General features: G+C 65.8%; 20 protein-coding genes. 13 read left to right on the forward strand and 7 right to left on the reverse strand.

The genetic code is table 11. The annotated features are described in order from the left end of the window. The first annotated feature begins 32 nt into the window (after nucleotides 1–32). From D7D52_RS25370 to D7D52_RS25410, 9 genes are all read left to right on the forward strand, one after another. Nucleotides 33–347, forward strand: coding sequence for a PE family protein (locus D7D52_RS25370; protein WP_120740256.1), 315 nt, complete (start codon nucleotides 33–35; stop codon nucleotides 345–347). Between the two features lie 16 nt (nucleotides 348–363). After that, nucleotides 364–1,404 carry a PPE domain-containing protein gene (locus tag D7D52_RS25375; RefSeq protein ID WP_120740258.1) on the forward strand — a complete coding sequence of 347 codons (1,041 nt, stop codon included), beginning with the start codon at nucleotides 364–366 and terminating at the stop codon, nucleotides 1,402–1,404. Continuing rightward, complete coding sequence (locus tag D7D52_RS25380) at nucleotides 1,401–2,189, forward strand: ESX secretion-associated protein EspG (protein ID WP_120740260.1); 789 nt, start codon at nucleotides 1,401–1,403, stop codon at nucleotides 2,187–2,189. The genes D7D52_RS25375 and D7D52_RS25380 overlap by 4 nt, the downstream gene beginning before the upstream one ends. Before the next feature lie 92 nt (nucleotides 2,190–2,281). Beyond that, the gene (locus D7D52_RS25385) at nucleotides 2,282–2,593 is read left to right on the forward strand and encodes a WXG100 family type VII secretion target (protein WP_120740262.1); all 312 of its coding nucleotides are present in this window, start codon (nucleotides 2,282–2,284) and stop codon (nucleotides 2,591–2,593) included. 45 nt (nucleotides 2,594–2,638) lie between these two features. Continuing rightward, nucleotides 2,639–2,971 (forward strand): hypothetical protein, encoded by a 333-nt coding sequence (locus tag D7D52_RS25390; protein ID WP_120740263.1) that lies wholly within the window; start codon nucleotides 2,639–2,641, stop codon nucleotides 2,969–2,971. A gap of 118 nt (nucleotides 2,972–3,089) precedes the next feature. After that, on the forward strand, nucleotides 3,090–4,673 hold the full coding sequence (gene eccB, locus D7D52_RS25395) for a type VII secretion protein EccB (RefSeq protein WP_120740264.1): 1,584 nt from the start codon (nucleotides 3,090–3,092) through the stop codon (nucleotides 4,671–4,673). A gap of 175 nt (nucleotides 4,674–4,848) precedes the next feature. After that, nucleotides 4,849–6,033, forward strand: coding sequence for a DUF7373 family lipoprotein (locus D7D52_RS25400; RefSeq protein WP_162958527.1), 1,185 nt, complete (start codon nucleotides 4,849–4,851; stop codon nucleotides 6,031–6,033). Next, a complete protein-coding gene (locus D7D52_RS25405; RefSeq protein ID WP_120740266.1) occupies nucleotides 6,030–7,904 on the forward strand; it encodes a serine/threonine-protein kinase in 1,875 nt (624 codons plus the stop codon). The genes D7D52_RS25400 and D7D52_RS25405 overlap by 4 nt, the downstream gene beginning before the upstream one ends. Continuing rightward, complete coding sequence (locus D7D52_RS25410) at nucleotides 7,904–9,826, forward strand: serine/threonine-protein kinase (protein WP_120740268.1); 1,923 nt, start codon at nucleotides 7,904–7,906, stop codon at nucleotides 9,824–9,826. The genes D7D52_RS25405 and D7D52_RS25410 overlap by 1 nt, the downstream gene beginning before the upstream one ends. Before the next feature lie 19 nt (nucleotides 9,827–9,845). On the opposite strand, the gene D7D52_RS25415 is transcribed toward D7D52_RS25410, so the two are convergent. Both D7D52_RS25415 and D7D52_RS25420 read right to left on the reverse strand, forming a co-directional pair. Further along, a complete protein-coding gene (locus tag D7D52_RS25415) occupies nucleotides 9,846–10,034 on the reverse strand; it encodes a DUF397 domain-containing protein (RefSeq protein ID WP_120740270.1) in 189 nt (62 codons plus the stop codon). After that, nucleotides 10,031–10,819 carry a DUF5753 domain-containing protein gene (locus D7D52_RS25420; RefSeq protein ID WP_162958528.1) on the reverse strand — a complete coding sequence of 263 codons (789 nt, stop codon included), beginning with the start codon at nucleotides 10,817–10,819 and terminating at the stop codon, nucleotides 10,031–10,033. The genes D7D52_RS25415 and D7D52_RS25420 overlap by 4 nt, the downstream gene beginning before the upstream one ends. A 526-nt stretch (nucleotides 10,820–11,345) precedes the next feature. On the opposite strand from D7D52_RS25420, the gene D7D52_RS25425 reads away from it, so the two are divergent. Then, complete coding sequence (locus D7D52_RS25425; protein ID WP_162958529.1) at nucleotides 11,346–11,570, forward strand: MarR family transcriptional regulator; 225 nt, start codon at nucleotides 11,346–11,348, stop codon at nucleotides 11,568–11,570. A 97-nt stretch (nucleotides 11,571–11,667) separates the two neighbouring features. Here D7D52_RS25425 and D7D52_RS25430 read toward each other — a convergent pair whose 3' ends face one another. The 3 genes from D7D52_RS25430 to eccA form a co-directional block, all read right to left on the reverse strand. Then, complete coding sequence (locus D7D52_RS25430; protein ID WP_222932673.1) at nucleotides 11,668–13,245, reverse strand: ATP-binding protein; 1,578 nt, start codon at nucleotides 13,243–13,245, stop codon at nucleotides 11,668–11,670. 56 nt (nucleotides 13,246–13,301) lie between these two features. Continuing rightward, nucleotides 13,302–15,014 (reverse strand): type VII secretion protein EccE, encoded by a 1,713-nt coding sequence (eccE, locus tag D7D52_RS25435; protein WP_120744457.1) that lies wholly within the window; start codon nucleotides 15,012–15,014, stop codon nucleotides 13,302–13,304. A gap of 635 nt (nucleotides 15,015–15,649) precedes the next feature. Then, entirely contained in the window at nucleotides 15,650–17,485 is a 1,836-nt protein-coding gene (gene eccA, locus D7D52_RS25440; RefSeq protein ID WP_120740275.1) for a type VII secretion AAA-ATPase EccA, read from the reverse strand. Nucleotides 17,486–17,640: 155 nt separating this feature from the next. On the opposite strand from eccA, the gene eccD reads away from it, so the two are divergent. The 3 genes from eccD to eccCa all read left to right on the forward strand — a co-directional run bounded on the left by eccD (nucleotide 17,641) and on the right by eccCa (nucleotide 24,658). Beyond that, the gene (eccD, locus tag D7D52_RS25445) at nucleotides 17,641–19,116 is read left to right on the forward strand and encodes a type VII secretion integral membrane protein EccD (RefSeq protein ID WP_246023288.1); all 1,476 of its coding nucleotides are present in this window, start codon (nucleotides 17,641–17,643) and stop codon (nucleotides 19,114–19,116) included. Between the two features lie 95 nt (nucleotides 19,117–19,211). Then, nucleotides 19,212–20,615, forward strand: a complete 1,404-nt coding sequence (gene mycP / locus D7D52_RS25450; protein ID WP_246023289.1) for a type VII secretion-associated serine protease mycosin — start codon at nucleotides 19,212–19,214, stop codon at nucleotides 20,613–20,615. A gap of 20 nt (nucleotides 20,616–20,635) precedes the next feature. Continuing rightward, nucleotides 20,636–24,658: a type VII secretion protein EccCa gene (gene eccCa / locus D7D52_RS25455; RefSeq protein WP_120740281.1), complete on the forward strand. Its 4,023-nt coding sequence runs from the start codon at nucleotides 20,636–20,638 to the stop codon at nucleotides 24,656–24,658. Nucleotides 24,659–24,711: 53 nt separating this feature from the next. Here the strand turns inward: eccCa and D7D52_RS39970 are convergent, their stop codons facing one another. Then, nucleotides 24,712–25,377 carry a GNAT family N-acetyltransferase gene (locus D7D52_RS39970; RefSeq protein WP_120740283.1) on the reverse strand — a complete coding sequence of 222 codons (666 nt, stop codon included), beginning with the start codon at nucleotides 25,375–25,377 and terminating at the stop codon, nucleotides 24,712–24,714. Continuing rightward, nucleotides 25,374–26,237 (reverse strand): GntR family transcriptional regulator, encoded by an 864-nt coding sequence (locus tag D7D52_RS25465; RefSeq protein WP_246023290.1) that lies wholly within the window; start codon nucleotides 26,235–26,237, stop codon nucleotides 25,374–25,376. Before D7D52_RS25465 ends, D7D52_RS39970 begins: the two co-directional genes overlap by 4 nt. Between the last annotated feature and the right edge of the window lie 104 nt (nucleotides 26,238–26,341).

A 26,341-nucleotide genomic window follows, 5' to 3' on the forward strand; every position in this document is an offset into this window, starting at 1 on the left:
GACGAACAGCCAGGGGTAACAGGAGGAATGGCATGAGCATCAACGCATTCGACGGACTGCGCTTCGACGCGTCGACCGCGCGCGACGCCGCGGCCCAGCTGGACGCGCTGGCCGACCGCATCGCCAACGGGCTCGGCGTCGAGCAGGTCAAGCTCGACTTCGCGCCCGCCGGCGCCGACGAGGTGTCGCAGCGCGCCGCGCAGACCCTCAGCTCGGTGGCGGCGTCCTTCGTGGCCTCCGGCGGCGACGGGGTCACCGAGCTGCGCAACCTGGCCGCGACGCTGCGCAGCCAGTTCGACGCCTTCGGACAGGTCGAGGAGCAGTCCGTCCTCGGCTTCGCGGGCTGAGCGGAGACGCATCTCGATGCTGGAACCGACGAAACCCGGCTTCACCGAGACGGTTTGGGAATCCCGGCCGCCGGAGCAGTTGGCGCGTGACCTGGTGACGGGCGCGGGCGCGGTGCCCGCCGCCGAGGCCGGTCTCGCGTGGACGCGGTTGAGCGTGGGTTTCGCGGCCGCCGCCCTCGAGTACGAGCGGATCCTCGTAATCCTGGACAACGCTTGGGAATCCAAGAACAGCGGACCCTTCATCGAACGCATCAAGGCGCTGCGGGATTGGCTCGCAGCCTCGGCCTCGGCCGCCGCCGGCAACGCGACGCAGGCTGAATCACACGCCGCTGCATACGAACTCGCGAAGCTGACCATGCCCGATGTCGACGAGGTCGAGAAGCTCAAGGACGTCCAGCAGTTGTTCGGTCAACTGGGGCCGGCCATCGGCCCGTTGCTGCTGGGCGGAATGGCCGCCGCCGACACCGACGCCGAGAAGGCGAAAGCCGAAGCGGCGCGGGTGATGCGGACCTACGAGGCCGCCACCGAATCGCTGGCCAAGCCGTGGGAGCATCAGGCCCCGCCGCAGGTGACCGCCGGACTGACGCCCACCGAGCCGACGCCGGCCACGCCGGTGCAGACTCCGGAGGGCCCGACCCCGGTGATGCCCGCGATGCCGACCCTGTCGCTCGATTCGTTCGATCTGAGGCCGATGCCGCTGTCGCAGTTCCGCGCGACGACGACGGTTCAGGAGAACGAGACCACCGCGCAACGCGTTGTGACAGAACCGGTCACGGTCCAGCAGACCGGCACGGCAATGGCGCCCACCGCCATGGGGGCGGGAGGCCAGGACGGCGACGAGGAGCACGTCCCGCGCGCCGGACTGGTGGGCGCGCCCACCAGCGACGCCGAGCTGGGCCTCACCTCCGGCATGCAGGTCGCGCCCGCCGTGCTGGGCGGGGTCGACCCGGCCGCGCAGCGAGTCCCGGTCGACATCGCCTTCAACGCCGGCAGCACCGGATCGGAAAGTGCCACCGGTGCAACGACTTCCGGTGGCAGAGCGGAGGGTGCGTCGTGACGACCCTCACCAACGACAGCATGATCGCCCTCGCCGGACACCTCGGTGTGCAGACCCTGCCCCTGGTGCTATCCGTTGGACCGCAACAGGATTCGTACCAGGAGTGGGAACTGGCTCAGGAATCGGCCCGTAAGGACCTGCGTGCCCGCCGCATCGTGGACGCCCACGGTGATGTCGACACCGACACCGCCACAGCACTTTTCGCCCTGGCGCAGCCCGACCGCGAACTCGCCATGCGCGCCCAGACCGCCGACGGCCCCCTCCGCGTTTGCGTCGTCCGCCGCGCCGAACACCACGCGGTCGCCCTGCGCCGCGGCGACACCCTCGACATCCACCCGCTGTGGTCCGACGGCTCCGGCGAATCCCTCGCCCGCCCGCTGCTCGACGCGCTGGGCCCCTGCCCGGCCGCCGACTTGGCCGCCTTCAGCGCCGAGTCCGCCGACCTGGCCGAACGCCTCGACGCCGCGGAGACTTCCGCGGACTACGCCAACACCGTCTACAACCTGGGTCTGCCGGACACCGACGCGACCGCCTACGGCCTCGCGCTGTCCGCCACCCACACCCACGCCGAAATCGTGGCTTACGCCTACGCCGACGGCCGCACAGACCGATCGCCCGGAGCCGTCGCGGTCTACGACACCGCACGGGGCCGCATAGTGGCCGCACCGGGGGTCGCCCCGGACCAGCAACTCTGGTCCACGCTGACACCGGGCAGTGATCACCGTATCGCGCAGTCGATTTCAGCTTTGATCGACTCGCTGCCTGGGGGGAGGTGGCTGTCGTGAGTCGCGTGTGACCCACCTGCAGCTAGTCAACCCGAACCGGTGATGCACTGCGCATCGCCTATCCATCCCAAGAAGAAGGCAAGGTACAGACGATGGCCGGATCAATCTCCAATGACGCGGCAGTTGCCAAGGCCGCGCAGAGCCACATGGCCGACGTGGTGGCGTCCGTGAAGGACATCCTGCGCAAGATCACCGACCGCGTGGACTCGTCCAAGGACAGCTTCTCGGGTGACGCTGCCGATGCGTTCAAGGCGGCGGCGATCGCGTGGGACGACGAGGCCGTGAAGCTCAATGCGGCCCTTGATGAATTCGAGAAGAAGGTCGGCGCGGGTACCGACGTCTTCAGCAACGTGGACATCTCCAACAAGGACGACTTCACGAAGGCTCTGACCAACCTCGGTTAGTCGACCGACGCTCACCCGACTCTCATACACTGCAAAGGAATAGACATGCTTTACGACAGCGCCGGAATGACAGCCCTCGTGTCGGATCTCCGACAGTTCCACAAGGATCTCGTCGCCGTTGCAGGTGACGGCCAGTCCAAGATCGATACCTCCAGCGACCTCGGCCAGGCCGTTGAGAAGCTCAAGTCGGCGTGGTCCAACCCGAACAGCGGTGCCCAGAACGGCGCGCTGGAAGGTGTTGAGGCGGCGAAGTCCGACTGGGACAACGCGTACGCCGAGAAGTGCCTGACGACTTTGGACGCCGTTGCTACTGCGGTGGAGAGCGCGCTGCACAACGCGCTCTACGCGGACAACAAGGTCAAGGGCAGCTTCTCGTAACGAGGACGTCGGTGCCGATCCGACAGCGCACGCCTCCTGCCAGGAGGGGTGCGCTGTCATCGGTAGACCCCCAGTAACCTACGCCAGTAGTTCACGGCTCGACGGAGGATAGAAGTTAGTGCCAGCCCAATTGACCACTCGTGCCCAGGTCAATGGGTACCGCTTTCTCCTGCGTCGTCTCGACCACGCGCTGATCCGGCGCGATGTCCGGATGCTGCACGACCCCATGCGGTCGCAGTTCCGATCACTCATGGTCGGCGCGGTTCTCGGAGTACTCGTCGTCGCGGGTGCGGCGATCATGGCCTTCATCCGTCCACAGGGTTCCATCGGCAACGCGAATATCGTGATGGGCAAGGACAGTGGCGCCATCTACGTCGTCGTGCGGGACAAGGACGACAAAAACAAGATCACGCTGTACCCGTCGTTGAATCTCGCCTCAGCGCGGCTGCTCGCTGCATCGAATGAGTCGCCGACCTCGGTCAAGGACAGCAAACTCAACTCTGTTCCCCGCGGCCCGATTCGCGGAATCCCCGGCGTACCAGCCGCACTGCCTGGAAGTCGCCAAGGCAGCCGATCCCAGTGGACTTTGTGCGACAGGGTGCCGCTGTCGGCATCCGGTGGATCGGCGTCATCGACAGGGGCGGAGACCGAGATCCTCGCCGGGAGCTTGGAACTCAACGACCACGTCAAAGTGGCCGATCAAAAAACCGCGGTGCTGGCCAAGAAGACCGACGATCAGAAGAAGGACCACACCTATCTGATCTACGACGGCAAGATCGCCGAGGTCAATCCGCAGAACGACCCCGCAACTCAGAGCGCCCTCGCACAGGTGCTCGATCTGTCTACCGCGCGCCCGATCTCGTCCAATCTGGTCGGCGCGCCGGTTCCCGTGCCGCCTCTGGTCGCTCCGACGATCCCGCACGCCGGCGAGAACAACGGTCCGGGACGGCTGAGCACCGTGAAGGTCGGCAGCATCATCCAGGTCGCGGCGATGGACGGCTCGGGCAAATCGGACCTATATGTCGTGCTGGACAACGCCATTCAGCGTGTCTCACTGTTCACCGCTCAGTTCATCACCTACGCGAACTCGAAGAATCAGAGCATCGAAGGCTTCACCAATGTGACGCCCGACATGATCGCCGGAATTCAGCAGAAGCACGGTAACGACAAGAGCGACCCGGGACTGCCCGTTGATGACTTCCCGGCAGTCTCACCGAAGATCATCTCCGCGTCGGAGAACCCTGTCGCCTGTGTGACCTGGGCGAAGAAGGACGGTTTCGGCAAGGATCAGTCCGACTCCACCGAGAGCCCCTCGGACTGGGCCACTGTGCAACTGGTGCTCGGCACCCGCTATCCACTGAGCGACTCACAGGCACCGGTCACCTTGGCCACTGCGGACGGCTCCGCCGGTGACCGCGTCGACAGGGTCTTCGTAGCACCGACGACCGGCGAGTTCGTGCAGACGACAGACGTCAAGCCAGGCAGCCAGAAGCGCGACGGTCTTTACTACATTGCAGACAACGGAATTCGGTACAGCATCCCGGACGCCAAGACAGCAGCGATCCTGGGACTGGAGACCAAACCCCGCCTGGCCCCGTACTCGATTGTGGGCGCCCTGCTTCCCGGCCCGACCCTGTCGGTTGACGATGCGCAGAAGAGCTGGGACACCTTGCCGCCCAAGTGCGACAAGGCGTGCGGTTGATCAACGATCCAGTTGGCCAGGGCTCCTGCTTCTTTGATTCCGAATGGTCTTGTTTGTCCGTCCGGTGCTAGGTTGTGCTGTGCCCGAGCGGTGCCCGGCACCGCCGACGGCGTAGCTCGGAGTTCGGTTTCTGGAGGGTCCGCCGAGAGCGTGCGGGGTGGCCTTGGAGGGGGATATGCGGTTCAGGCTGAAGAGAGCCGCCGCGGCAGCGGTCGGGCTCGTTGTGCTGGCCGGGGTTGCGGCCTGTGGTGGCAGTGGAGATACACCGGATTACGGACCCTATTCTGGCAAGCCGAGTACACCGGATTTCGATCAGAGGCCCAGCAAAGCCCGGGGCATTCTCGCTGAATCCTTACGACTGGGCGAACGCATCATGTATGCGACGGACATAGATCCGGATATCAGGATGGGACGGGGCGGAGGCGTTTTCGCCAACTATCTCGGCCTCGACGATTCGGTGATCTCCGGACCGGAGGTGCGCGCTGCCAAGAGTCACGACCCGCTCGCAGCCTTCGGGGCGTTGGCGGCGAACCAGTCCTACGCGGACTATACGGCCGGTAAGCCACAGAAGTTCCTGGCGATGTCGCTGATCGAGTTTCCCGACGACGCGGCGGCGAGTGCGGCGGCAGCCGACATGGATCGGGCCGACTTCACGGCGAACGCCGACAACGCGCCCGTGGCTGTCGATGCCTTCCCGTCCGCCATCAGCCATTGGCGTCCAGGCATTCCCACACTTGGGAGCGTCATGGCCTACAAGTCGCTGGTTATCCGGGTGTATGTCGAGGCGCTGGACCCTGACCTCGGAAAACTGGTCGACATGGTTACCCGGTCGTACCGGCGGCAGATCGATCTGCTCGCGAACTACACACCAACATCGCCGGTGGATCTGCCCAAGCTGCAACTGGATCCGGACAAACTGCTGTCCCGGACGGTGCTGACCGAGGACCCCACGCCGGCCGCCATGAAGTTCGCAGTCTGGGGAACACACGCCTTTTCCGCGCTTTTGGGCAAACCGGCGGAGGACGCCAAGACCAACGCCGATCGCGGCCTCACTGCGGTGGCTATCTCCTTCAACAAGCGGCTGTACAAGCTGCGCGATTCCACCGCGGCCAAGAGCTACGCGAAGTTTCTCGACGAGGATCCCTCCGGCCCAGCATACGCTCCGATCAACGGCGTATCCGGACTGTCCGATGTCAGCTGCCGTCAGCGCTCCAAGCCTGGGACGGATTCGGTGGAAGCCAGACGTTTTCGCTGCATAATCACGCGTGGTGAGTACGTGGCGATGGTGTACAGCAATACCGATACCGATGTGCGGCAACTGGCAGGTGCGCAGTATTCGGTCATGGGGGCTACGGCATGAAGGCGTTGACACCGCAGGACCCGAAGTGGCTGGGGCGCAATCGCACCATTGCGGTCATCGGTAGGGGCGGCATGGGTCGAGTACTGCTGGGCCGCACTCCGACCGGACGATTGGTGGCGATCAAGCAGATTCACCCGCACCTGGCCGGAGATCCACAATTCCGAGACCGTTTCGCTCGCGAAGTGGACGCATGTCGGCAGCTCACCGGTGCCTACACAGCCTCGGTGATCGACAGCGACACGGAGTCCGACAATCCTTGGCTGGCCACCGAGTACATCAATGGACCCGATCTCAAGACGGTCATCGACGAGTGCGGGCCATTGAGCCTCGGTGGGCTGCGGCTGCTCGCCACCGGGTTGGCGTCGGCACTGCTGGAGATCCACCGTGCCGGGCTATTGCATCGAGATCTCAAGCCGGGCAATGTTCTTCTGACAGGTGAAGGCCCCCGGATCATCGACTTCGGTATTGCCCGTGCACTCGACAGCGAAGCGCTGACAGCTACCGGAACAGTCCTGGGCTCTCCGGCATACATGTCGCCCGAGCAGGCCGAGGGGCGACCTCTCACGGCTGCCGCGGATGTGTATTCGGTCGGTGCGATTCTGGCCATGGCGGCGACTGGTTCCAGTCCGTTCCCGGGAGTTTCGACACCGCAGGTTCTCTACAGCGTTATTCATTCCGCGCCCAAAACCGAGGGGGTGCCGCTAGCGCTGCGGGAGCTGGTGGACGCTTGTTTGTCGAAGGATCCGGCGCGGAGGCCGACAGCGGAACAACTACTGGATGGGGCGAGCCGGATTCAGCCCGAGCCTGTGTGGCCCGCTGCCGTGACGACCCGGATTGACGCGCACCGTGCCGATTCCGACTGGTGGGTCCAGACCTCCGAAAGGGAGTCGAGGCTCGAGGAGGAGGTGGAACAGGCCAAGTCCAATCGACGCAGAATGCTGAAACGGGTCGCGGCGGCCGCGGCGACCCTTGTGGTGCTCGGAGCGGGAATGTTCGGTGTTCACGAAATGTCCCTGCAGGACGGGCATTCACAGCCGATGACCGATCCCTCGTTGACGGTCACAACCATGGAGCTACAGCAACTCGACACCTGCAAGGTGCTCGATCTTGTGACCCCAAAGCTCGGAACGCGGAACAAGGCTCCGAGCGTGGGATACAGCGGCTGCTCGGTTTGGGTGACAGACGAGGATAATCACTCGATCAGTGTGGAACTTGAAAACTTCACCTCGGCAGACGAAGTGGAGCAGAACACTGAGCCCACCGGACAGACTGCGGGCTGGGTACCGATTCTCAAGAGCAGGTACGGGGGCGGATGTGACCGCTCTGTCCTCACGCAGAGCGGTGGCCACAGCGCCCTGAAGGTCTCCACCTACGCACCCCAGGGCCCTGCCAACTGCTCGATGGCAGACAAAGCGATCACGGCCGTCGTGCAGCAGCTCACCGTCTATGTGCCGCAGCTGAAGCTTGCGCAGAACTCGATTCTGCGTGTCGACCCGTGCTCATTGCTGGACCCGACGCTCGCGGGCGGCCTCGCGGGTGATCCCGCCCGGCGCGGGCGCGGAGCGGGGGACTGCTTCTACGAAGGCAGCACCGGAACAGTCGAAGTCACACTGCAGGATGTCAGCCGCGTCGACAACGACAACAAGCGATACCAGGCTGTTCAGATCGGCCAAACCACGGCCTATATCGAGAAGCTCTGGTTGAACGCCTCGAATGGCAACTGTGAAGTGGTCTACCAGCCCCGCCTGACTACCGGCGACAATGCCGAAATCGTCAGGACCCGGATCAGTGACTGGGGAACGGCCGACACAGGTGCGTGCGACCAGGCCAAGAAGCTAATGGCCGATGTGCTCCCGAGGCTGCCGAAGTAATGACGGTCAAGCCACTCGATCCCGCCGAGTCCCGAGTCATCGGCCGCTATCGAGTTCTGGGACTGCTGGGTTCGGGCGGAATGGGCCGGGTATTGCTCGGCATCGGGCCCGACGGGCGCTTCGTAGCAATCAAGCAGATTCATCAGCACCTGCTGGGTGAGCACGAATATCGGGCACGGTTCCGTCGTGAGGTCAGCGCGAGTACTCGGGTGTCGGGCGCGTTCACCGCTCCGGTGGTCGACTTCGATGTCGACAGTGGAAATCCCTGGCTGGCTTCGTTATTCGTGGTCGGACTGCCGCTGGACAAGGTGGTGTCCGAGTACGGGCCGCTGCCAGTATCTGCAGTCAAGGCGCTGGCCGCCGGTTTGGCGGTGGCGCTGCAGGACATTCACCGGCTGGGCCTTGTGCATCGAGACCTCAAGCCTGCCAATGTAATGCTCACGGCCGAGGGCCCGCGAGTGATCGACTTCGGAATCGCGCAACTGCACGAGAACCCAAGTGGGTTGACCGAAACCGGTTCCGCTCTTGGTTCTCCCGCCTATATGTCACCGGAACAGGCGTCGGCGGAGCCGATCACACCAGCCAGCGATGTTTTCTCTCTGGGTGCGCTACTGGCCATGGCGGCGACAGGGCAGAGCCCCTTCGCCGCCCCTTCCATGGCGTACACGCTGTTCAATATCGTGCACACGGAACCGGATCTGGGTCAGATGGCGCCGGAGCTGCGCTATCTGATTGCCCCCCTACTGGCCAAGAAGCCAGAGCTTCGCCCTACTCCGTCGCAGCTGCTGGACCAGATCGGATGGTTGCCGGATGGTGCCGCACCCTGGCCGGCGCCGGTTCATGCTGAAATCCAAAGGCAGTTCGCCGCACTCACCGCTCTGACTGCGAATCCCGACGCGACCGTCATTGTCTCGGGCACCGGATACCAAACCGCCGCCATCGGCACAGGATTCGGCCTAGCCGATGTACCAGGTTCGGATAAGGCCAAGTCACGACGACGTACAGCTCGGCGCGTGGGTTTGGCCGCGCTCGCGGTGCTGCTTTTGGTCGCGGGTGCGATCACCTGGATACGACTGTCGGACAAGCCAGCCGGACCGTCGGCCGCGGACTCGATGCTCACCAAATTGCGCAATGCCGACGCCTGTTTATGGCTCCAGCAGTCCATGCGGAGCTCAGTCCCGCCGGATTCGGGTTGGCCCAGCGATGTTTCAACGTGGACAACCGACACCTATCTCGGTTGGGAGTGCGCGGCGAGTACGGCAGGCCAGAGCCTGCAGGTCAAACCCGGAGCAACGACGGATGTGCTCCAAGGGACCGGGCGCAGCATCGACGGCGTACCTATTCTGAGCTACGGCGGCGACGGCAGCTTCGACTGCGAACGGGGCGTCGATCTTTCCGGCTCGAACCAGAAGTGGGGCATTGTCGTCTCTATGTACAAATCGGCCAACTGCGATCTTGCTGAGAAGGTTCTGACACGGCTGGTCGCGACCCGCAACGCGCCGCCGCAGCGGTCCGATGCCGTATCGCTGGGCCGAATTGATCCGTGCGGGTTGGTTTCCGACAAGCGGTTGAACGATACGGTGGGTCCGGTCGCGGCCAAGCCTACGGATGTCTCCGCGCATACTTGCCACTGGCACGGAACGTCCGAGGTGAAGCTTCAGCTGAACTTCGAGAAAGCGAATGAGGTCAGCACGAACGCGCCGATCGATCTCGGCAATGGCATCACAGCGATCCCGCACAACCATGTCGTGAACACCATCTGCGCGCTCGAATATCCCTACCGCTCTGTCGGCGACAAGGTCGAACTTGTCAGCCTGGAACTGCAAAGCGGAGGCGATGGCGACGACGCGCTCTACCAGACGATCTGCACCGCAACGAAATCCATCATGCAGGAGATCGTCGGTAACCTGCCGCGAAAGTGAGTCGCTGTGGTGATCTGTGTCAGGGTTGCCATATCCGACTGCGTAGGAACGCATCCCATTGCGAGCCTTCGAAGAACAGCTCTGGACCACCAGGGTCCTTCGAGTCACGCACGCCGACCCCACCATGATCGTGGCAGACCTCTACGCACGCGTTCGAGGCTTCGCTTCGCCTGGACTTGTACCACTGTCGGACAGGTGGTTTGCTCACGCCGCATACTCCTTCGCCACCCTGAGCACCATGGATCTGGTGTCGTCTTCACTCAACGCTACCGTCCGCACAGCGATGATCGCCTCGCGATAACGTTCGATCACGTCGGCTTGCTCGTGATACAGCGCGCCGATCGCGCCTTCGAGGTAGACAACCGGTGGCTCGGCCAGGTGCCCCTCCAGACGGGTGAATTCGAGCAGCGTGAACGACTGAATCGCAAGGCCGCGGTGTGGACCGACATCGAACGGAACAACGCGGATACTGAGGTTGTCCCGTTCACTCATCTCGGCAAGCCAACGCATCTGCCCGGCCATTACGTCCGACGAGGCGGGACGATGTCGCAAGACCGCTTCGGACAGAAGGACTTCCATGCTGAAGTTGGGGTCGTCCAATCGGGTTTGCCTGCGTTCCATCAGCTCGATCCGACGCTCGGTGTTGACAATGGAGAGATGCGGCGCATCCAGCTTGGCGATAGCGCGACGGTAGTCCGCGGTCTGCAAGAGGCCGTGCACCATAACCAACTGGTGCGTGGTGATGTGATCGGCGGTGGCTTCCAACCGCAGATAGTGCGGGAAATTCGCACGCAGTTGGTCGGTGTACGGCTGCCAAAATCCCTTCGAATTGCCTTGAAGTTTAGCGGCTTTCGTCTGTTCCCTGACTTCTGACCACATATTGAGCGCCTCTGTCCGGCTGCTCTCGTCCGCTCCATAGAAGTCGAGCAGACATTTCAACTGCATCGTGGTGATCTTCGTCAGCAGGCCTTCTTCCAGCCGAACGATGGTCATCCGAGAGGTCTCGGCCTGTAGCCCGGCCGCCAGTGCTGTCTTATTTGCCCTAGTCCGCATTTCGCGCAGGTAGTTTCCGAATGCCCTGCGAGAGACCGTCGATCCGGCCATTACCTAGCCTCGCTATCTACGGATTGCTCATGGTGTGCATGCCCAGGGTGAGCGGGCTCACTGTGGGCATCCATCATATTTCGTGTGCTGCACGCCATGTGCGGTTTTTTCGGCAGATCCGGGTGTCTACTTGGTGTCGGCGACAGCGCGCAGCCGCCGGAAATCAAACCAAGATCAGCTATACGCATTCGGAGGGATGTCGTAATGCACTGGGACACCTGGGCGCTGCTGTCGATTCTGGGCCTCTGCGCCGTCGTGATCTGCTGGTCCGTGTGGGGCTTCTACGCGGACGGCCATTCGGGAAGTCATGGCCCCCTTCGTCTTCCACTCGCCGGCGGCGGCTTTCTCGAGGTTCCGCATCCGCCCGGCCGCGCCGTCGGAAGACACCGCCCTCGGGGCCGGAGGTGATCGGGTCATGAATCCCGCCGAGGTCGCGGTCCTGGCCGCGCTGCATCCCGACCACACGCTGACCGCGGCGGAGATCCGCCGCTCGTCGAGCTTGACCGGCTGGCGAACCCGGAATGCCCTCGCCGGCCTCGAATCCCGTGGCCTGATCCTGCCCAGCAGCCCGCGTGGCCGTTGGCGGATCAGCCCCCGCGGCCGAGTCGCACTGATGACGAAGGGAAAACGCTTCGCCTAGCACAGGTCAGCCGCCCCACTGTCTGATCCGTCGAGTGGCACACCTGGAGGGTGTTTCGGACATATCTCCGCCAAGGTGTGCCGCTGGGCGAATCACCTCACGCGCGGAGCACGGTGACGGCGCGGCCGGACGCGGTGTGAGCCTGGTGGAAGGCGGTCTGGTCGGCGATGGGGGCGGCCTGGGTGCGGCGGTCGAAGATCACCAGGACCCCGGTCGGCAGGCCGAGGCGGTCGAGGTAGCCATCGAGTTGAACGAGGCCCTGCGCCAAGGGATCCGGGCGGCCGTCGGCCCAGACCTTCAACTCCAGTGCCTCGCGTTGTTCCGCGCGTCGGCCTTCGGACTCCTCGTATGGCTGGCGCACCAGCAGGTCGATCCGACCTCGGCCAACGCCCACTTCACGGTCAACGTACCCCGCACCGTTGACGATTCGGTGCAGGTACGCCATCAACACCAGTTGCGCGGCGGCTTCGTGATAGTTGTCGCGGGCGGCGAGCACGTCGCCGTGTTGTATCCAGAACGCCGTGAATTCCCGCAGGAGGCGCGGGAAGTCGATCCGGCCGTCGGGGAAACGGAAGCTCGAGGGTTCCGCGGTGATCATCGACTCGGTGCGCTGACCGAGAACCCGGACGATGACCTCCTGGTAGATCGGATTCGCGAACCGCAGCTGCTTGCCCTGCGCGATCAGCCCCAGATCCCGCGTGTAGGACACATCGTCGTCGAAACTGGTGTCCAGGGCGGAGATTTCACCCGTTATGACGGGTTCGAGTACCCGTTGCACTCGTGGATCGGTCAATTTGTCGATCAGTGAATCGAGATGGGTGGCCCGCGCCAGGATCAGCCGCTCCTTGGCGGTCTCGACGTGGTCGAGAGTGATCGTGTCGCGCACCCGCATCTCGCCGATGATCTCCCAGGCGAGAGAGTTGACCAGCCACGGTTGACCCTGGGTGTAGTCGAAGGCGAGATCGATGGCCTTGTCGTCGAACTCTTGCCCGGTTTCGGTGGTGTGCTGGCGGAAGAGCTGCCGCATTTCGACCTTGTCGAAGTCGCCGATCCGGATCGATTTTATCTTGATGTTGAACGGGCTCGCCGTCCCCAGCCGCTTCGGGTCCCCGCCCGAAGCCGCCTTGTAGTCCCGCACGTCCCGCAGCCCGCACAGCACCACCGAATGCACGAACTGTTTGCGATCCTGCGTGAACCCCGCACGCAGTTGCCGCAGGACATTGAGCAGACCATCACCGCGCAGTGAGTCGATCTCGTCGAAGAACAGCACCAGCGGGCGCGGGCACTTGGACACCCAGGCGGTCAAGCCCTCTTTGAGACGAGTGCCGGGCGCGGTATCTGGCCACGTGTCGGGCGGCAACAGCTCGGGCGGCAACTGCTGACGTTCGGCCTTCTGGCGCAGTTCGCTGAGCAGGACGTTCTCCACGCCCGCGAAGTCATCGCCGAATTGCTCCGCGGTTTCGCAGGAGATCGACAGCGCCAGGAAATGCCCCTCGGCGGTCAGGTCACGCGCCAACCCCAGCAGCGCGGTGGTCTTGCCCGATTGCCGGGGCGCATGGACGACGAAGTAGAACCCGAACTCGATGTACATCCGAGCGTCGGGCAGCCGCTCCTCGGCGGACAACATGTAGTGCAGGTCCGGATAACACGGACCCGCCGTGTTGAAGTACCTCACCGTGACACCGTATCCGCACGATCGACGCTGGACACCATAAAGTCTGGCGATAAGGGTCAGCGCCGGGTCACGCTCCCGCTCAGGTACTGCTGTTCCTGCGGCGTGGTCACCATTTGGGCGGTGGTCATCGTCGCGGGAGTTCGCACGGTGATGGTGCGCGGGGCCTCCGGGTGCTGGACGATCGTCACGTCGGCGTCGGGGTGGTAGTCGGCGGTGATGGTTTCGTGGATCGTCACCACCGTGGCCGAGCCCGGGGGAGCGCTGGCCGGGACGCCGTCGAAGACGATGACGGTGGCCGCCGGGTTGGGTAGTCGGCCCGTGATGGCGGTGCCCCGGGAGCTGTGGGTGACGGAGGACGCCAGCGAGAGGGCGTGCGGGGCAGCGACATTCGCGACCATCGCCTGCCAGGCTCCGGGGCGGGCGGTGTGGACGACCGCGCCGGCCCCGAGTGCGATGGCGCGGAGGATGACCTGCTGGGCCAGCGGCAGGCCGGCGATGATGTCGATGCGGCGCGAGCCGTCACCGATCAGCGGCACCGCGATACCGCTGCCCGAGGCGTCCGCGCCGATCAGCTGACCGCAACCGGCGGTCGGCATGGCGATGTCGGTGAGGACTCCGACGGGCCCCCGGTAGCCGCTGGGGCGGACCTCCTGGGTGCCGTAGGACAGGATGTCCATCAAGGCCCACATCTGGCGGCGCGGCAGCTCTTTCAGCCCGGCGACCGGTGGTTCACCGTGTTCGTAGGGCGTGTCGTAGCGGACCCGGGCGTCCACCTCGATGACGCTCGCGGGCTGACCGGGTTTCGCGTTCGGCTCGGGGACCGGCTGCAGGCGCACCGTCACCGTGGTGGCGAGGCTGCGGACCGCCCAGATCTTGGCCAGGCCATCGGAATTGAACAGCTGCGGATCGATCTGGTAGCTCGTCAGGTGAACCCCGTCGTGCTCCAGATTGTCCGGGTTCTCGGTGAATTCGCTGACCGGGGTGCCGCGGGTCAGCTCGCGGATCGCGGTCGTCATTTCCGAGGTGGTCAGCACGGAGGCGGTAATTCCGTGTCCGGCCAGGCGATTGGCGACGCGGCGAGTGGCGACCAGCGCCGACCGCAGCGCACCTTCGGGGCCGCCGCCGCGGTTGTCGACCGCCTTGGCGTTGGCCAGCGGATTCAGTCGCAGCACCAGCCACATGGTGCGGTGCGCGATGGCGGGCAGCGGGCCCAGGATCTCGTCGTACAGCCGGCCCAGGGGCGCGATGCTGGCCGCGTAACCGGAGATCACCGCCTCGTTGCTGGCGGTACGGGTTCCGGTGCTGATGACGTCGACCGAGTGCAGCTCGACATCGTATTGCCGCAGACAGGCCGCGATCTCGTTGAGCGGCAACAGCTGATCGGTGCTCAACGAGCCACGACGCAGCAGCGTCAAGGTGTCCGGCGGCGGGTCGATGCGCAGCATCGTGGTCAACAGTGTTCCGTCCCAGCGCAATCCGCAGCTGCCGCCGTCGGGCATCGGGACGTCGACCAGAGCGTTCTCGTCGAAACTCTTGCGCTGCGCGCGTTTCCAGCGGTAGGCCACCCAACGGCCCACTCGCAGCCCGAGGGGAATCCCGGCCACCGGGGCCAACCCGATGAGCGCGGGCACCAGCCCGGCCACCAGCGCGGCCCACCACGGCGTGTGCAGCGCGACCGCGACCAGCGACGCGGCGACGCCGATCAACGCGACCGGAATCACCAGTCGCAGTGGGAGATTCCGGAGCAGCCACAGTTCGTCGGACCGCAGTTCGGCCGCGTCGGCGACGAGATCGTTCGAGCTCGCGGGTCGCGTCCCGGATTCGGGTGCGGTGTGCGGCCGAGACGGCCGCGGGTCGGGAGCGAGATCCGCATCGTGAGAGGGCGGCGCGGGACGCGGCGGCGCGGCGACACTCGATCCGCCTCGTTCGTAGGACTCCGACCCGCCCTGTCCGTAGGCTTCTGGCCCCCCTGGCCCGTAGTTGCCGGGGCGGCCGGAGACGTTGCCGCCCTGCGCGAATCCATCGAAACCGCCGCGCCCGAAGTCAGGTTCGGGCTGCCGCCGACCTCCAGGTCCATTCGGTCCGAAACCGCCTGGCCCCCCTGGTCCGTTCGGTCCGTTCGGCCGGAAGTTGCCGGGACCGTTCGGCCCGAACTGGCCCGGCGTGTTCGGCGGAAAGTTGCCGCCCTGCGTGTTCGGCGGAAAGTTGCCCCGCGCGTTCGGCGGAAAGTTGCCAGGTTGCCCGTGGCCTCTACCCTCTGGACCACGCTGCGGGGGACCGCTGGGCGGACGACTGTGCCGCCCACCTTCGGGATAGCCCCCGTCGCCGTGTGGATTCCCACCATTTCCGCCCGGCTGATAGCCGCCCGCTCCCCGCGGAAAATCGTTCACAGTTCAGTTGCCCCTCAGTCGGCGGCCGACGATAGGTTCAGCGAGGCGAGCAGGGTGCTCAGCGCGGCCTTCATGTCGGGACCCTCGATCCGCATGAGCGCCGCTTCGTCGATATCGCTCAGATCGATGGATTCGTCGTTGGCCAGCCGGAACTCGCGTTCTTCCTCGGCGGCCTCGATCAGGTTTCGGATGAAGCGACCGTTGCCGGCCACGTCGACACCGCGCCGCGGCGCGCCGCTCTGGTCGGTGCTCTCCATGTTGTAGAGCTTCTCGCAGGTCGCGACCAGCGCCTGCAAGGCATCCTCGGACAGGTCCGAGTCCCGTTTGGCGGCAACGACCTGACCGATCCGCCCCAGTTCTTCCGCCGTGTAGGACGGGAACTGGAGGCGCTTGGCGAACCGCGAGGCCAGGCCGTCGTTGGCGGCCAGGAAGCGGTCGATCTCGCCGTCGTATCCGGCGATGATCACCACCAGGCGGTCGCGGTCGTTCTCCATGCGGGCCAGCAGTGTGTCCACGGCCTCGCGGCCGAACGCGTCACCGCCCGAAAGTCCCTGCTGGATAAGGGTGTACGCCTCGTCGATGAACAGCACGCCGTCCATGGCGGTGTCGATCAGGGCGTCGGTCTTGATGGCGGTGGAGCCCAGATGCTGGCCGACGAAGTCGGAGCGCTTGGTCTCGACGACCTTGTCGGTCTTGAGAATGCCCAGGCCGCAATAGATTTTGGCGACCACGCGCGCGATGGTGGTCTTACCGGTTCCGGGCGGTCCGGTGAAGGCGAGGTGCTGACCGCGCGCCGAGCTCGAAAGGCCCTTCTCCGCACGGATTTTCGCCAGTTGCGCACTCGACTGCAGCTTGGCGACCTGCGTTTTCACCGCAGTCAAGCCGATCTGCTTGTCCAGCTCGGCGCGCGCCTGGGCCAGGATCTCCTTGGCGCGGTCCTCGTGTTCGGCGGCCTGCTTCTCCTCCAGCGAAGGCGCCGAGGCCGGATCCCACTTGTCGGTGCGGGCCTCGATCACCTCCTTGGTGGTCAGGGTGATCCGGTAGGTGCGATCGCGCATGGCCGCGGTATTGGCGTCGAAATCCGGCGCCTGCGAATACACCTTCTCGAACAGCGACTGCGCCTCGTCGGCCTGACCCTGCTCGCGCAGGCACAGACCGCGGCAGAACATGGCCGCGGTGCGCGCGGCCGGAATCGGGCCCGCCTCCGCGGCTTCCATGCGGCGAATCGCCTCGGCGAACAGACCCAGCTGCGCACAAGATGTGCCGACCATCACATGCGCGCCGGCGGCCAGATACGGGTCTTCCCACCCCTCCGACCCGGCCAGCACGGTCATCACGTCCGGCCAGCGCTGCGTGTTGTAGTGCAGGATGCCGCGCACGTACTTGACGATGCGCGTGTCGATCTCGAAATCGGGTTCCGAAGCCCGCGCGCGACGGTGCTTTTCGAGCTCGTCGAGCACCTGCTCGGCCTCGTCGAAGCGCTTCTCCGCGATCAGATGCGAGGCCCACGCCAGGTGGATCTCGGTGAAACTCGCCAGCGGATAGTCGATGTAGAGGCCCGGCAGAAAACGTCCAGCAAGCACCCGCGGTCCCAGCCCCAACCGGCGCTGTTCCCGCCCGAGCGAGACCGTGCTGCACTTGTAGAGGTTGGACAGAACATCCGTGGTGATCTCACCGGCAGCCGCGCGACCCAGCCAGGCATCGGCCATGGTCGGGTCCCATTCGGTGGCGCGCTGGAAGGCGAGTTTCGCGTAGTCGAGGTCCCGGTTCGACTCCTGGCCCTCGATGCTCAACCCCAGTGACAGCACACCGGCATCGAAGGCGCGTTGTGCCTGGCGAGTGTCGATCATCCTAGTCGAACCCCGAATTCGTCGAACCTGGTTGGTCTTTCGTTCACAATCCCCACCCACACGGTGCGATCGCACAGCTGCGGACAGTCGGATACATTATGGTTAACCGCCCTGGGCGGGCAACTGTTGAGAGCTATAGGGGAGCAGTTCAGCTAGTGACAGCACAGTCGATCGGGGGCTCGCGCGCCACCGAACCCGAATTGTGCCGAGTGTCCGTCATCGGGGGGAATACCCAGCTCGACGTCGGTCTGCCGGCCAACGTGCCGATCGCCGCGTTCATCGGTGATCTGGTGCGTCTCATCGAATCCCGCAATCCGGAGCCGATCGGCGGTGAGGAGGGCGGCACGCCACTGCAATCGCAGCATTGGACACTGGCGAAATTGGGACGCGACATGATCGCGCCCAGCCAGACCCTCAACGACGCCGAGATCTACGACGGGGAATTGCTGGTGCTGCGGGCGGTTTCCGCCAAGGAAGCGCCGGCGCTGTTCGACGACGTGATCGACGCTGTGTCGAGGCTCACGGCCGAGGAGTTCCAGAGCTGGTCACCGGCCGCCGCGCGGTGGACGGGGCTGGTGGCGGGAGTGGCCGCTGTCGTGTTCGCGGTTGTCCTGGGCCTGATCTCGCGTTCGGGCGGGGATACGTGGATCGCGCCGCCGCTGCTGCTCGGCGGTGCGGTGGCCGCGCTGGTCGCCGCCGCGATCGCCATGCGCAAGTACGCCGACGAGTTGACCGCGACGGTGCTCACGCTGTGCATGCTGCTGCTCACCTTCGGCGGGGCGGCACTGGCGGTGCCCGGCTCGCTCGGCAGCCCGCACCTGATGCTCGGCGCGGCCGCCACCCTGCTGCTCGCCATCGTCGGCTACCGCATCATCGGAGCCGGCGCCGCGGTGGTGTCCGCGGTGGTCACCGTGGTGATCCTGGCCGGAGTCGGTGCGGCGGTCCGCATGATCTGGGATGCCGGAGTACCGAAAGTGGCTGCGGGCGTGCTGGTGACGTCGATCGTCGTGTTGTCGATGGTCCCGCGCCTGGCCGCCATGCTGGCGCGACTACCCGTGCCGCCGGTGCCCACCGCCGGCGCCGCCATCGATCCGGCCGACCATGAACCCCGCCCCACCATCGAAGGCATCGGCGCGATCGGCGCGACCGTGCTGCCCTCGGCGCACGGGCTCGGGCAGCGTGCCCGCACGGCCAATCAGTTCCAGACCGGCATCGTGGTCGGCAGCGCCATCGGCGCTGTCGCGGGTGCTCTCGGCTCGGCCGATCCGCTGGGCTCGGCCCGCTGGCAGGGCATCGCCCTCGCCGTCGTGATCTCGATCATTCTCTGCCTGCGCGGACGGTCGTTCGCCGATCTCACCCAGGCTTCCGTGCTCATCGCCAGTGGCTGCGTCACTTTCGTCGGCCTGGCGGTGCTGCTGGCGCTGTCGGACAACGGCATGCCGCTCCTTTCCGCCGGATTGCTGCTGGCATTCGCGGTGGGAGCCGTCGGATTCGGTGTCATCGGCCCGCATGTCGAGGTCACACCGGTGACACGGCGCTTCAACGAGATCTTCGAATACGGGCTCATCGTGTCGATCGTCCCGCTGGTGCTGTGGATGATGGACGTCTACTCGACGGCTCGGAACATATGAGACGGCGTCCTGGAAACTGGGCGCGAACACTGTGTGCGGCAGCGATTCTCGGCGGTGCGCTGCTGGGACCACAGGCATCGGCGGGGGCCCGGCCGATGGTGGCCGCCGTTCCGCCGACACCCGGGGATGTTCCGAAGGAAACCACGGACCTGGCAGACCGGCCCGCGCCGCCGTCGCCCACCGAATTGAAGGTGGAATGCGGCAGCGAGTTCGGCCTCAAACCGGGCGGTGTGCCGCGCGACGAGCCGTTGTCGCAGAAGGTCCTCGACCTCCCCTCGGCCTGGCAGGCCAACACCACCGCCACGAATCGGGGTGCGGGCCAGACGATCGCGGTCATCGACACCGGTGTGAGTCGGCATCCACGGATCGATGTGCAGCCCGGCGGCGACTATGTCTCGGGCAGTGACGGCACCGAGGACTGTGACGGGCACGGAACCGTCGTCGCCGGCATCATCGCCGCCAAGCCCAGCGCCGACGACGCCTTGGTGGGGGTCGCGCCGGACGCGACGATTCTGTCCATCCGCCAGTTGAGCGAGCGCTATCAGGCCAAGGATCAGAACGGCGGCGAAAAGGCGCCGGGCAGCATGAGCAAGCAAGGGTACGGCCCGAGTTCGACGCTCGCCGCGGCCGTGGTGCGCGCGGTCAATCTGAAAGCCGCCATCATCAATATCTCCGCGGCCGCGTGCACGTCCGCGGATTCCTCGACCGGTGACGACGCGCTCGGGGCCGCCGTGCGCTACGCCTATGAACGGGGCGTCGTCGTGATCGCCGCGGCCGGCAATGTGGACTCGGGCAACGGCTGCAATGTCCAGAACACCGAGCAGTCCAATCCGGCCGCCAGCTGGAAGTCGTTGAGCACCATCGCGAGTCCGGCATGGTTCAGTCCGTATGTGCTGTCGGTCGGCTGGATCGGTCCCGACGGCACTCCGTCCGAGCGGTCTCTGCACGGTCCGTGGGTCGGAGTCGCCGCGATCGGACAGGATGTCCTCGGCTTCGACAGCAAGACCGGTGGCATGGTGAATACCCAGGGCTACGACGACAAGAACAAGAAATGGGTCGGCATCCAGGGCACCAGTTTCGCCGCCCCCTATGTGGCGGGCCTCGCGGCTCTGGTCCGGGCCGATCACCCGGAGTGGGACGCGGACCCGGGAACGCGCGCACGGAAGATCATGAACCAGATCATCCTCACCGCGCATCAGCCGGGTACCGGGCGCGACGACCGCGTCGGCGCGGGCATGATCGATCCCGTCGCCGCGCTCACCACGCACTTCTCCGATGACGTGCTCACCTCGGTCAGCCCGGTACTTCCCAACCACACCGGGTCGGACACGCCTGTCGCGTTCCCCACGCCCCAAAAGCCCGCCGGCCCACCGCATCTCCCGCGGCTGGTCGCCACGATCGGCACCATCGTCTGCCTGTCCGCGCTGGGAATCGGTCTCGCCGTGTCGATTCCGTTCCGGCGTCGCCGACGCGACGACGAGCTGCCCGACTTCGACTGACAACGACCGGAGAAACATCCATGGCTACCGAAGGTTTCGTGCGTCGGCCCCGCATCGCCCCACCCCGCGCACCGGGCGGAGAGATGGCGTTGACCGCGCCGCCGGAGATCCCGCGCCCGGTGGCGGCGCCCCTGATGAGCAAGCTCATGCCGGTCGTCATGGTGGTGGCCATGATCGGCATGCTCGCCATGATGAGCCTCATGGGCAAGTCGCTGCTGTCCAACCCGTACATGATGATGATGCCGATGATGATGATCATGTCGATGGCCGGCATGCTCATGGGTTCGCGCGGCAGCGCCAAGAGCTCCGCGGAGCTGAACGAGGAACGCAAGGACTACTTCCGCTACCTCGACCAGACCCGTCGCGAGGTCCGGCGCACGGGACAGAAGCAGCTCGAGACGCTGATCTGGAGTCACCCGGAACCCGCTGATCTGCCGTCCATCGTGGGGTCGCGGCGGATGTGGGAGCGCCGCCCCAACGATCCCGACTTCGGGCATGTGCGCGTGGGCATCGGCACGCACCGGCTCGCCGCCAAGCTGGCGCGCCCGGAGACCGGTCCGCTCGAGGATCTCGAGCCGGTGTCCACGGTGGCGTTGCGTCGTTTCGTGCGAACGCATTCCGTGGTGCACCACCTGCCGACCGCGGTGTCGCTGCGTGCGTTTCCGGCGATCAATATCGAGGGCCCGACCGCGGATACCCGCGGGCTGGTGTGGTCGATGCTGATGGAGCTCACCGCATTCCACGGCCCCGACCACGTCGCGGTCGCCATCGTCACCGCCGAGCCCGACTGCGAGGCCTGGTCCTGGGCGAAATGGCTGCCGCACGTGCAGCATTCGAGCGAGCGCGACGGCATGGGCGCGGCGCGCATGATCTACGGTTCGCTCGGCGAGCTGGAGACCGCGCTGGCCGACGACCTGCTCGAACGCGGACGCTTCATGCGCAATCCGCAGCCGACCGCCGGGCGACTACACCTGGTCGTCGTGATCGACGACGGATACGTCAGCGGCAGTGAGCGCTTGATCAGCGAGTCCGGCCTGGACGCGGTCACCGTCATCGATCTGAGCTCCGCCGAGAACAGTTTGGCCGTCCGACGCGGATTGCAGCTCGTGACAGCCGGGGGCGAGGTGTTCGCCAAGAGCGCCGCGGGCAGCGAGAAGTTCGCCGATGCCGACAGTGTGACCCTCGCCGAGGCGGAAGCGTTCGCGCGCAGCCTGGCCCGCTACCGCATCGCCACCGCGGCGCAGATCGTCAGCCTCGGTGACAACACCTCGGCCGCCGATCCGGGTCTGATGAGCCTGCTCAAGATCCCGGACGCGTCCCAGATCGACCCGGCCAAGGTGTGGCGGCCGCGCGCGGGTCGGGAACGGCTGCGCGTGCCGATCGGCATCACCCCCGACGGAACGCCGGTCGAGATCGACATCAAGGAATCCGCCGAGAACGGCATGGGCCCGCACGGCCTGTGCATCGGTGCGACCGGCTCCGGAAAGTCGGAATTCCTTCGTACGCTGATTCTTTCGATGGTCGCCACGCACTCGCCCGATCAGCTCAACCTGATCCTGGTCGACTTCAAGGGTGGTGCGACATTCCTCGGTATGGATCCGTTGCCGCACGTGGCCGCGGTCATCACCAACCTCGAGGAAGAGCTCGAACTCGTCGACCGTATGCGCGACGCGCTCGCCGGTGAGATGAACCGACGCCAGGAACTGCTGCGCTCCGCGGGCAACTTCGCCAATGTCAACGACTACGAGAAGGCCCGCGCCGCCGGGGTGCCGCTCGATCCGCTGCCCGCGCTGTTCGTGGTGATCGACGAGTTCTCCGAATTGCTCTCGCAGAAACCGGATTTCGCGGATCTGTTCGTGATGATCGGTCGACTCGGGCGATCGCTGCACGTCCATCTGCTGCTCGCCTCGCAGCGGCTGGAGGAGAACAAGTTGCGCGGTCTGGACTCGCACCTTTCCTACCGCATCGGTCTACGGACCTTCTCGGCCAACGAGTCTCGCGCCGTGCTCGGTATCACCGACGCCTACCACCTGCCGGGTATCCCCGGCTCCGGTTACCTCAAGAGTGACGCGTCGGATCCGTTGCGGTTCAACGCGACCTACGTCTCGGGTCCCTATGTCGCGCCTCGCGCCGCGCGGCAGGCGGCGGACGGCACCATGGTCGTCGAAGCGCCGCCGCGCGAATTCATCGCGGGCACGGTCGAAATCCTGGAACGGCCCGAACCGGAGAACCCGCTCGATCCGCTCGACCTGCTGCCGCCACCGCCGCCGACCGGTGACGAGGGGCTGCCCGACAGCCTGCTGCAGGTGGTCGTGAAGCGCCTGACCGGTCACGGCCGACCGGCCCACGAGGTCTGGCTGCCTCCGCTGGACGAGTCGCCGACCGTGGACATGCTGCTGCCGGATCCGGACTGGCGGTCGTCGGTCAACCGGCACGGACAGCTGTGGATGCCGATCGGCATCATCGACAAGCCGTACGAGCAGCGGCGTGACGTGCTCACCATCAATCTCGCGGGCGCGCAAGGCAATGTGGCGGTCGTCGGTGGTCCGCAGTCCGGCAAGTCGACCACGCTGCGCACCATCATCATGGCGTCGGCGGCCACGCACACCCCCGAACAAGTGCAGTTCTACTGCTTGGACTTCGGTGGTGGTTCGATGGCCGGTCTGGTCGGGCTGCCGCACGTCGGCTCGGTCGCGGGCAAGCTCGACTCCGACAAGGTGCGGCGCACCGTCGCCGAGCTCGTCACCCTGCTGCGCGAGCGCGAGGAGCGCTTCGCCGCGCAGGGTATCGAATCCATGGCCGAGTTCCGGCGGCGCAAGCACGCGGCCTCGGCCGCGGGGCAGACCGATGCTCCGGTAATGGCCGACCGGTTCGGTGACGTCTTCCTCGTCATCGACAACTGGCAGGTCGTCCGCGACGAATTCGACAGCCTGGAGCAGCAGGTCGGACAGCTTGCCGCCCAAGGTCTTTCGTACGGCATCCACGTGATCCTCGGCGCCAACCGGTGGGGTGAGATCCGCGCGTCCGTGAAGGACATGATCGGTACCCGCATCGAGCTGCGCCTGGGTGACCCCTCGGACTCGGAGATGGGCCGCCGCGTCGCGGTCAATGTTCCGCTCAACCGGCCGGGCCGCGGTCTCACCGCGGACCAGCTGCACATGCTCATCGCCATGCCGCGCCTGGACTCCGACACCAACGCCCAGAACCTGGCCGAGGGTGTGGCCGCGGCACGCACCGACCTGCAGGCCCTCTGGGGCGAGCGCCGGGCGCCCGAGGTCCGCACACTGCCGCTCAGCGTGCCTCGCGACCAGATCCTGGAACTGGCTCACCGCCACGGCATCACGCAGAGTCCCACCAAGGTGGTCGTCGGCATCGGCGAGTCCGAACTGCAGCCGATCGCCCTGGACTTCGCCTCCGACCCGCACTTCATGGTCTTCTCCGAGGTCGAGTCCGGCAAGACCACGGTGCTGCGCAACATCGTTCGAGGTATCGCCGAGAACTCCACCGCCGACACCGCCCGCGTCATCCTCATCGACTACCGGCGCACCCTGCTGGGCGTGCTGGAAGGCGACCAGCTGGCCGGGTACTCGACGTCCTCGCAGACCTGCGGCGGCATGGTCAAGGAAGTCGTCAACTACCTCGCCAAGCGCATCCCCGGCTCCGACATCACCCCGCAGCAGCTGCGCGACCGCGACTGGTGGACCGGCCCGGAGATCTACGTCGTCGTCGACGACTACGACATGGTCACCGCGGGCGGAAACCCCTTGGGCGCCTTGGTGGAACTACTCCCGCAAGCCCGCGACATCGGCCTGCACGTAGTCATCTCCCGCAACATGGGCGGCATCTCCCGAGCCCTCTACGACCAGGTCCTCGGCTCGATGAAGAACCTCTCCGTCCCCGCCCTCCTCATGAGCGGCTCCCGAGACGAAGGCAAACTCATCGGCGACATCCGCCCCATGCGCCTCCCACCCGGCCGAGGCGTCCTCTGGACCCGCGCGGGCGGCGCGGAAATGATCCAAATAGCCGACCTGCCACCCCTGTAACCGCGTGCGGGGCGGGCACGACCCTCGTGCCTGCCCCGCAATCTGTTCCAGGCTCAGGAGGTAGAGGCGGGGCCGGGTTCTGGGATGGGGTCGGGGTGGGGGCGGAGGTAGGGGTGTTGGGGGAGGGGCCAGGTGAGGGTGGTGTCTACGGTGTAGTGGGTGAGGGTGTAGGTGGGGCGGGGGGTGGGGAGGTGGGGCCAGGTGGAGACGGGGCGTTCGAAGAGGGCTCGGGAGGGGCCGGTGGCTTCGGGGCCGGCTATGCGGGCCAGGTGGAAGCCGGAGCGGCGGTAGTAGGTGTGGAGGGCTTCGTTGGTGGTCCAGGCGTCGAGGCGGACCCAGGTGCGGTGGTTGCGGCGGGCGAGGGTGGCGGCGTGGGCGAGGAGGGATTCGCCGATGCGGAGGCCGGCGAAGCGGAGGTCGACGATCATGTAGTGGATGATCACGGCGTCGGCCAATTCGCCGGGGGACCAGAGGTTTTCGTCGGCGCGGTCGTTGACGGTGATGGTGCCGGCGGGCTCGCCGTCGATCTCGGCGATCCAGGTTTCGCCGGCGCGGACGGCGCGGGCCACGGACCGGGCGAAGGTCTCGATGGGGAGACCGCGTCCGGTCCGCGTCCACTGGTCACTGCCGCGGGCGGCCAGCCAGCTCGTGCGCTGCAGCCGGAACCGGGTGATGGTTCCCAGGTCGGCGAGGCGGGCCGGTCGCAGGTGCGGGGTCATGGCGCGCCGGGTAGCAGGGAATTACCGAAGGAATGAGAATTACCGGGCGGATAGGGCGCGCCCAGAGTTTTACGAATAATGTCCGTTCCTTTGTCGTCACCCAATTCGTATGCCAATCGGTTGCGGGCGGCAGTGGAACGATGCCGCGTCACTCGGGTGATGCGCTCGTGGTTTGCTCCGATGCGCAAATGGTCGAGCAGGATCGTACCGGGACCGATCCCCAGCAGCGCCGCTTCCTCGGCCGTGGCGGGTCGCGCGACGACGGTGTCGCGATGCGCGGTCTCGCCGTGGCCACGCTCGGCCAAGCGGCGCGTGGTGCCCTCCGGAATGTCGTGCGGGGCGTCGATTCCGGTGGCCTCGGCCAGATCTCGCGGATAGAAGCTGACCTCCCACGACCAGGGTTCGTTGTCCAGATACTGCATGATCGTGCGGGACACCACCCACTCGTCGCGCGCCACGCCCAGCCAGTGCGCCACCTCCGGGCTCGCCGGTTCCATTCTGGCGCTGAACTGTTTGGACGGCTCGCGGCCGGCGGCGCGCGCGATCTCGGAGAAGATGTCGTGCGCGGCCTTGGGCCGATCCGGCCGAATGTGGTTGGTCACAACCGATTCCAGCACCTCTTGGCTACGCACGATAGTGCCGCGGGAAGTCGCTGTGTAAACCAGATTCTCGGCTACCAGAAGTTGAATTGCGTTGCGAGCCGTCGTAATCGAGACCTGCATTTGGTCGGCCAACTCATTGTGACTCGGTAGTCGATCGCCCGGTTCCCACTTGCCGGCGCGGATCTCCTCGCGGAGGAGGTCTGCGATCCGTTGATACCTCGGACCGTCCGCCATCTCGCTCCTCGGTTGTTGCTTCAAGGCTGTGAAGTCTACTCCGGTGGCACTACTGCCGTGTAAGGCTTGACAGCAGCATTCTGAGGTTTATTGTAATGAACGTCCTGAATGCGGTGTTGTTATACGTC

Source organism: Nocardia yunnanensis (assembly GCF_003626895.1).
Lineage (GTDB): Bacteria > Actinomycetota > Actinomycetes > Mycobacteriales > Mycobacteriaceae > Nocardia > Nocardia yunnanensis.